General features: G+C 74.5%; 1 pseudogene. It reads right to left on the bottom strand.

The window, feature by feature from the left end:
- Positions 1–382 (bottom strand): annotated as a pseudogene (locus tag AB7O82_RS11570) (hypothetical protein); the annotation flags it as partial.
- Positions 383–466 lie beyond the last annotated feature (84 nt).

Below are 466 nucleotides of genomic sequence, written 5' to 3'. Positions count from 1 at the left end.
GGAGCTCCACTCGAAGCGGCACCTCCTCCGACGCCCGCGCCGCCGCTGGGACCTGCGGCCGAAGCGGCTCCTCCACCAGTCGCAGTTCCTCCTCCGGTCGCGCCTCCTCCACCAGTCGCGGCTCCGCTACCAGTTGCGGCCCCTCCTCCGGTCGCAGCTCCGCCACCAGTCGCGGCCCCTCCTCCGGTCGCAGCTCCGCCACCAGTCGCAGCCCCACCACCAGTCGCGGTTCCTCCTCCGGTCCCGGCACCTCCACCGGTGGTTCCGCCACCGGTGCTTGCGCTACCGCCAGCGCCGCCGCCACTGGAACCAGCCGAAGCGCCTCCGCCACTGGCGGCGCCCGCGCCGCCGCTGCCGCCTCCAGCCGAGGCAGCTCCACCACTGGCAGCTCCACCGCTGGCACCTCCAGCCGAGGCACCTCCACCACTGGCACCACTGGCACCTCCAGCCGAGGCACCTCCACCAC

The sequence above is a fragment of the Reyranella sp. genome (assembly GCF_050185545.1).
GTDB lineage: Bacteria > Pseudomonadota > Alphaproteobacteria > Reyranellales > Reyranellaceae > Reyranella.
Note: the sequence above shows the minus strand (reverse complement) of the source record. Positions and strands in the feature narration are given on the sequence as shown.